Annotated in this window: 5 protein-coding genes and 1 pseudogene; 3 read left to right on the top strand and 3 right to left on the bottom strand. The window is 58.2% G+C overall.

Annotated elements, in window-relative coordinates; all coding sequences use genetic code 11:
• Positions 1 to 1808 precede the first annotated feature (1808 nt).
• Positions 1809 to 2165: a hypothetical protein gene (locus XI03_RS01890; RefSeq protein WP_271591141.1), complete on the top strand. Its 357-nt coding sequence runs from the start codon at positions 1809 to 1811 to the stop codon at positions 2163 to 2165.
• A 594-nt stretch (positions 2166 to 2759) separates the two neighbouring features.
• Here the strand turns inward: XI03_RS01890 and XI03_RS40240 are convergent.
• Positions 2760 to 2905 (bottom strand): annotated as a pseudogene (locus tag XI03_RS40240) (IS66 family transposase); the annotation flags it as partial.
• An 11-nt stretch (positions 2906 to 2916) separates the two neighbouring features.
• Positions 2917 to 3198: a LexA family protein gene (locus XI03_RS01880; protein ID WP_271591140.1), complete on the bottom strand. Its 282-nt coding sequence runs from the start codon at positions 3196 to 3198 to the stop codon at positions 2917 to 2919.
• Positions 3199 to 3237: 39 nt separating this feature from the next.
• Between XI03_RS01880 and XI03_RS01875 the strand changes: the two genes are divergently transcribed.
• Positions 3238 to 4176: a transposase gene (locus tag XI03_RS01875; RefSeq protein WP_271591139.1), complete on the top strand. Its 939-nt coding sequence runs from the start codon at positions 3238 to 3240 to the stop codon at positions 4174 to 4176.
• Positions 4177 to 4196: 20 nt separating this feature from the next.
• Here XI03_RS01875 and tnpB read toward each other — a convergent pair whose 3' ends face one another.
• Entirely contained in the window at positions 4197 to 4367 is a 171-nt protein-coding gene (gene tnpB / locus XI03_RS40410; RefSeq protein WP_442869681.1) for an IS66 family insertion sequence element accessory protein TnpB, read from the bottom strand.
• An 803-nt stretch (positions 4368 to 5170) separates the two neighbouring features.
• Here tnpB and XI03_RS01865 point away from each other — a divergent pair.
• The gene (locus XI03_RS01865) at positions 5171 to 6202 is read left to right on the top strand and encodes a di-heme-cytochrome C peroxidase (RefSeq protein ID WP_271591138.1); all 1032 of its coding nucleotides are present in this window, start codon (positions 5171 to 5173) and stop codon (positions 6200 to 6202) included.
• The last annotated feature ends 45 nt before the right edge of the window (positions 6203 to 6247 follow it).

Here is a 6247-nt window from a genome sequence, read left to right as displayed (position 1 = left end):
TGTAATGCTAGCCAAATGGGCGGATGCTCAGTCCTGAGCACCACGATCCGGTGGGGTCAAAGTCGCGAGCTGTCCATTCCTCTCCGGCTCTCGGTCAGCTACGTCAACTACACGGCCCGTACCTTCAATCGGCCACCCTCACATCTTGGCCGCTCCCTGGTGGGCGGCCAAGCGCCAAAGATAACCACTTCATCGGTTGCGGTTCTGCAGAGCTATATTTCGTAAACTGTTGTCCTCCCCATCTCTGTTTCCATTTGCTGCGTCGCGAGCGTATCAGGGCAAATGAATCAGCACTAAGTTGCCTCGCCTGGGCAGCGGCGCAAGCTTGTGGAGAATGTACAGCGGAGCGCCTTCTTTGATCTCCACGCCGTAAGCGTAAACAAACCCGTCGTCGTTGGCGATCTCGTGTATCGGATACTCGATCTCATTTAGTTCATCGGGCGTGAGCTCAAGGGGCGCGGCAATCGCTTCGGGTTCCTGGCTGTCGCGCTAATTGTCAAGCGGTCGACGGCTCATTGTCCACCACTCATCACCCCGAATGCCGCTTCCTAAAGATCGACGGGGTCTGCATCGCCTCCCCAGCATATGCAACATCTTTCATAAAGACCGAGAAGTGACATTCGATCGAGTACCCTGGGCGGCGCTCGGAGCAACTGCGGCATTTGGCGAGGCTCCAAGTTTTCAGCGAGCGGACATCAGTTCAGGTCTCGGAGGTTATTCAGCATACTATTGCACGCATTCTCGGCCTCAGCGAAGCTTTGGAACGGCGAGCCGAGAATCCTGACCGAGCCACGGCTCTGGTCAAGCGGGCGCCATGAGGCGACGTAGCCCAACCTTCCGCGAAAGCCACGACCAGTCGGGCTCTGGAAGCTGATCACCAACGAATAGCCGTCGCTGCTCGCACTCCATATCTCCATGTCTTCGACAGCGCGATGGAACTGCAGGGGCATCAGGCTCCGCTCGCGTGGTCAACCCGAGAACAAAATGCTTCGGTCGAACGACATGACGGGTCAATACACGGCGGCTCTCACCGTCAAATTGAGTTTCCTCGTCAAGCCATAGCATAGATCTGAAATCCCCTAACAGCTCCGCTTATCAGCACCAGCCACCTGCCTCGATCCCACGCTTAAAAGTACGAGATATGAAGGTGTTCAGCGAACGCAGAAACGCATTCTTTGGTATCACGTCCGACTTTTTCTCGTTTCGATCAACTGCGTAAGCCGGTAGTTGACTGACACGAGCACGCGCTTGATGCCACCAACCACCGAGTTCGTAGCACATGATCCCCACTTCCCAGTTTGGGAGCTTTGCATGACGGCCGCTCGTCAAAACGCAGCACCCGCGCGAGCTTCTCAGGGCTGGAGCTTAATCCGGCCTGATAACGGCGACGGCAAGGATTTGTCCGTGCACAACAGCGCTCGAACTACAGAGCCGTCGAGGTCGGGCTGATCGATGGAAACATCGCGCATCCTGCTGCAGGCCTGCGTGATTACCAATGTTTCGTAGCGCAAAAGCCATATGGACGACGCATAAGTTTAGTCGCGCGATTAGTAACCACGTCATGGACATTTAAGGCGGAGGTCGCGCTCGGAAGCGCGCCGCTAAGCTGCTGGTATGGATGATCTTCATCTCTATGCCGGGCAGCCTCCAAGCTCGCTCGTGCACATCCGGTAAGCGACCCAGATTAAGCAAGAGCTACCAAATGAGATAGGCTCGACGTGTTACCGGCTATGATACTTTCTGAAGCCTCTTGGTCGGATTTAGACCGAACAGCGCCTGGGGATCCCGTCCAGACGGGGAGATGTTAAATGTCCGCGAGAAGATCTGAACACGAGAAACGCGAACGGAAGACAGGTTCAGAACCCGACCTGGCCGCCCAGGCATCAGCTTCTGATGCGGATGCCACGACGCACGATATTGGAGAATCAGCGAGCGTCGAATCAAGCCATCCATTTGCGTCTCCAGAGTGGAAACGATCTCTCGAAGAGACAACAGGCCTGTACGCTGCGGCATTGAAGGACGGGTCAAAGCTGGCTGCTTCCTCTCTCCACGCTCAGGCCAGTCTTCTGGAGAATCTTGCCAAATCCAAAACTCCGTCCGATTTAATGAAGTTCCATCTGGATTTCGCGGAGCGGCTCTGGTCGAAATCGATCAGCGAAGGCTGAGAGATAAGATCACTTAAGGCGGGCCCGTCATCTGGGGCAGGGTAAGCAATAAACCCCTTGCGAAATAGGGTCGATCTCGCACTATTTCATCCGAGTAAAACAAACGCTTGGGGGGAGAGGAGGCGCTTATTCTTAAGCCGGACTATCGACGCGCAACAAAACAACAGGTCTCTTCGGCAATATTCGTAAGGTTCAGAAGCGACTAAGCAGCACCATTTCTTAAAACAGATAGGATGGTCTGCTCAGTGATCGGCTGCGCTGATCAGCGGCCAATGGAGCTGGAAGTCGAACGCCAAGGCGGCGCAGCTTTCGGTGAGAAGAGTCCGGAGCGTCTCGCGCAGCGCAATGGTTATCGCGACCAGGCCTGGAGACCCGCGCTGGTGCTGGTACGGTCGAGATCGGGCAGGTCCAGATATGTTGTCAGGAGCTCATGCAATCGACGGCTATGTCTCACGCCCACGATCAAACCGTATTCCGCAGGATGTACGCGTAAAGCATTGATCGTCTGTGTGCGCTGTCGAGCTAAGCGTTGAATCCCATGGAAGAGATCCTCGCTCTCGGCGCCTTTGACGCCCGACAAAGCGTATCGTTGGTCGCCGTGTCGCTCTTCTGCGCGAGGTGATCAAGCTTGGCCTCAAACCACTGCTTCAAGGCTGCGACCAGAGTCGGGCATGCGCTTGTCGCCCCGCGCGGCGCTCGGCAGCAGATCGGCTGCGGAGTGCCTTCCCGATCGCGTAAAGCTAGTGGTTCATCACAGTGATTTTGACGTTTTTATTCCGAGCCATTCGAGGATCGGCAAGCTTTCCGGCGGCACGAGAATTTCGATGCTCCTGGGGATGCCCGGTTGACGACGGATGCATCCGTTTCGTTCGAGAGTTACGATCGTTTGGTGGACCGAAGGCGGGCTGACGCGGAAGTGGCGCTGGATGTCTTTCTCGGCGGGCGGCTGTACGAACATGTTGGAATATGTGTAGATGAAAGCGAGGTAGTGCCCCTGCTTCTGGGTGAAGCGCGCGCCTGATTTTTGACTCATGGATCGATGCGTCCCGGCCTTCCGACAAGGAGGCAAAGGATGAATGTACGTTATCGGGTCGAATTGAGCCAAGCCGAGCGAGACGAACTGACGGCGATGCTCGGCGGCGGCAAGTGCGCCGCCCGCAAGCTCAAGCGGGCGCAGATTTTGCTGGCGGCCGATGGAGGGCGCCGCGACGAGGAGATTGCCCGGACCGTAAGTGTCAGCCTCTCCACCGTCTATCGGACTAAGCGCCGCTTCGTGGAAGGCAATCTGGAGCGGGCCCTGAGCGAAGAGCCGCGTCCAGGGGCGGAACGCAAGCTGACGGGCAAGGAGGAGGCCCTGCTGGTGGCGACCGCATGCGCCAAGCCGCCGGCCGGCCGCAAACGCTGGACGCTGACGCTGCTGGCCAACGCGATGGTCAAGCTCACCGATCACGCCAGCTTGTCGGGCGAGACCGGGCGCCGCCGGCTGGCGGAGAACGACCTCAAGCCATGGCGCAGGGACCGCCGCGATGGCACCGTCAATCTCTTCGTTACCTTCGATCCACATCGGGGGTGGCGCAACGTGAAGGCGACAGAGCGCCGCGCCGCCGTCGACTACGCCCATTGCATGCGTGAACTCGTCGACGTCCATTATCCCGAAGCCGCCTGCATCCGTGTCGTGCAGGACAATCTGTCGATCCATACCGCCGGTGCGCTGTATCAAGCGTTTGCGCCCGCCGAAGCTCGGCGCATCCTGCGGCGCCTCGAATTCCACTGCACCCCGAATCACGCCAGTTGGCTCAACATGGTTGAGTGCGAGATCAGCGTGCTGCAGCGCCAGTGTCTCGGCCGCCGCATCGACGACCCCAAAAAGCTCCGAAACGAGATCGCGGCATGGCAACGGCAGCGAAACAAGGCGCAAGACCGCATCAAGTGGATGTTCACAACCGACAAAGCCCGCGCCAAGCTCCGCCGCGCCTATCCGGCCGTCGTCAAAGAGTCAAAATCACTGTGATGAACCACTAGGCGATGCGCTCAAGGGCCTCCCGGGCATTTGAAGACGCCGCCATCGAGCCGCTTCCAATAAACCACAAGGCCGCTGCCATCCCAGACGATCTTCACTCGATCGGCGCGCTTCGCACGGAACACCACCGCCAAGCCATTCGCCCAGCGTCTCCTTCGCCAACAGCGCCAAACCCTCCGCACCTTTTCTGAAGTCCACAGGTTGCGTCGCCACGTCTCCAAAAGGTCTCCAGCTTTTTGTTCTCGGGCCAAAGTGAGCGTGTGCTGCCGAACGGCGAGCGATGTGGATGCATTAACAGCGATAATCGGAGCCCGGCGCACAACAGGTCGCGCATGGCCTCATGCGCCGCATCCTGACCCACACGGCTGTCAGCCCGCCGCTCCGGTGCAGCTCCGCCGGCGCCGCTGCATGTCGATGCAGGCCATATCTGCAGAGTCCGGCTTCGTAGCAAAGACTTACCTGCTGGTCACTCTTGCCGCGCTTCTTCGCCAGCTTGTCGATCTGGTCGGCGCGATTGGCGATGATCCCAAAGTTACGAACTTCCTCGCCGCTGCGTCCCTTCGGCCACCGCAACCGAAATCGTCGCCTTGTGCACATGCAGCCCACGAAAATGCTGTCGTTCGCCGGGCCCGCTCGCCATGCTTGAGGCTCGGCGCCGGACCATCCGGCGCAATCCTCGATAGGAGCTTGCTGCGGGCGGGTCACCCACCACCTCAGAGAGCGAACATAGGGCACGGGTAGGCGTGGGCCCTCGGATTATGGCGCAGGTTCTGCGATTTCCATTGGTGGGCGATGCAGAGGCAGCCGGCACTACAAAACTTGGTAGGTTGAACTTAGCGGGTCTGAGACCTTTAATGCCTCATCATCAGGCGACTTGTATTCTGTGGCCAGGCTAGAGGACTGAGATCAACTTGCCGCAACGGCGAGAGGACCTTAGGACCGCGAGCAACTCTTCGGGCGACTTTGAAAGACGGTGGGCCATACGATGCTTCGTGTTCTCTTTCTGATCGGCTTAACCGTTGCTGCCACGACAAGATCGAGCGCACAGGGCGCGGACGCCATTCCATTCTACGTTGACCAAGGTACAGATTGGACCGCCACGGCGAGAGCGGACTTCTATGTGCGCGATCAGGGCTCGCGTTTGATCGCGCTGTCTTGGATGCAGGCGCTAAAGCAAAGGAACGGACTACCGTTTCTCGCCGATGGTTTGTCGCGGTACGGCTATCTCCCCAATCCCGGCAACAAGGCCAGCCTTCCAATCGGCTTTCATGCCTCCGGTCCTGAAGGTTTCCAAATTGTCGGAATGACCTGCTCCGCATGTCATACGCGCCAGATCGAATTCGACGGCAATATGTATCGTGTCGATGGCGGTCCCGGACTCGTGGACTTCTACGCGCTGCTTGGTGATTTGGACAGGGCTGTCGGCGATGTGCTTGCTAGCGATGACTCGTTTGCTCCGTTTGCTGCAGCTGTTCTGCACTCCGAAAATCCCGATACGGCTGATCTTGAGGATCTTCGCCGGCAGGTAGATAGGTGGTACTTGCGGTTTCACACGCTTGTGGTGCGAGCCCTGCCCAAAAGAGGCTGGGGAGTAGGCCGTCTGGATGCTGTCGGGATGATCTTCAACCGCTTATCTGGATTGGACATCGGCCCGCCACCCGATTTCATGATCCCGGAAAACATAAAAACCGCTGACGCTCCCGTGAGATACCCATTCCTTTGGAATGCGCCGCGGCAGGACAAGACGCAATGGCCGGGATTTGCAAAGAACGGAAGTGACATCTTGGGGCTGGCCCGGAACGTTGGCGAGGTTCTGGGGGTGTTCGCTACGTTCGAGCCCAAGCGTCAGGGAGCGGTCATCAATTTCCTCAATGGCAATTCCACCAATTTCGACGGCCTTAGCGAGCTTGAAAACCTCGTGAAGCGAATCGGCCCTCCGAAATGGCCCTGGAACATTGACGCTGCCTTAGCCATCCGGGGTAAGAGTAACCGGCATGAGCTCCCACGTCCGCAGTGATCAGTGAGCGCGGGCGTAGCGGATCGGCATCCAGTATTGCCGCAA

Origin of the sequence: Bradyrhizobium sp. CCBAU 65884, from assembly GCF_028128835.1 — a bacterium.
GTDB lineage: Bacteria > Pseudomonadota > Alphaproteobacteria > Rhizobiales > Xanthobacteraceae > Bradyrhizobium > Bradyrhizobium ottawaense.
This window is presented reverse-complemented; position numbering and strand designations above follow the sequence as displayed.

What these genes read in the sequence shown, in the direction of transcription:
- XI03_RS01890 (WP_271591141.1), top strand. Translation starts at nt 1,809, where the DNA reads ATGTCCGCGAGAAGATCTGAACACGAGAAACGCGAACGGAAGACAGGT.
- XI03_RS01865 (WP_271591138.1), top strand. Translation starts at nt 5,171, where the DNA reads ATGCTTCGTGTTCTCTTTCTGATCGGCTTAACCGTTGCTGCCACGACA.
- XI03_RS01880 (WP_271591140.1), bottom strand. Translation starts at nt 3,198, where the DNA reads ATGAGTCAAAAATCAGGCGCGCGCTTCACCCAGAAGCAGGGGCACTAC.
- XI03_RS01875 (WP_271591139.1), top strand. Translation starts at nt 3,238, where the DNA reads ATGAATGTACGTTATCGGGTCGAATTGAGCCAAGCCGAGCGAGACGAA.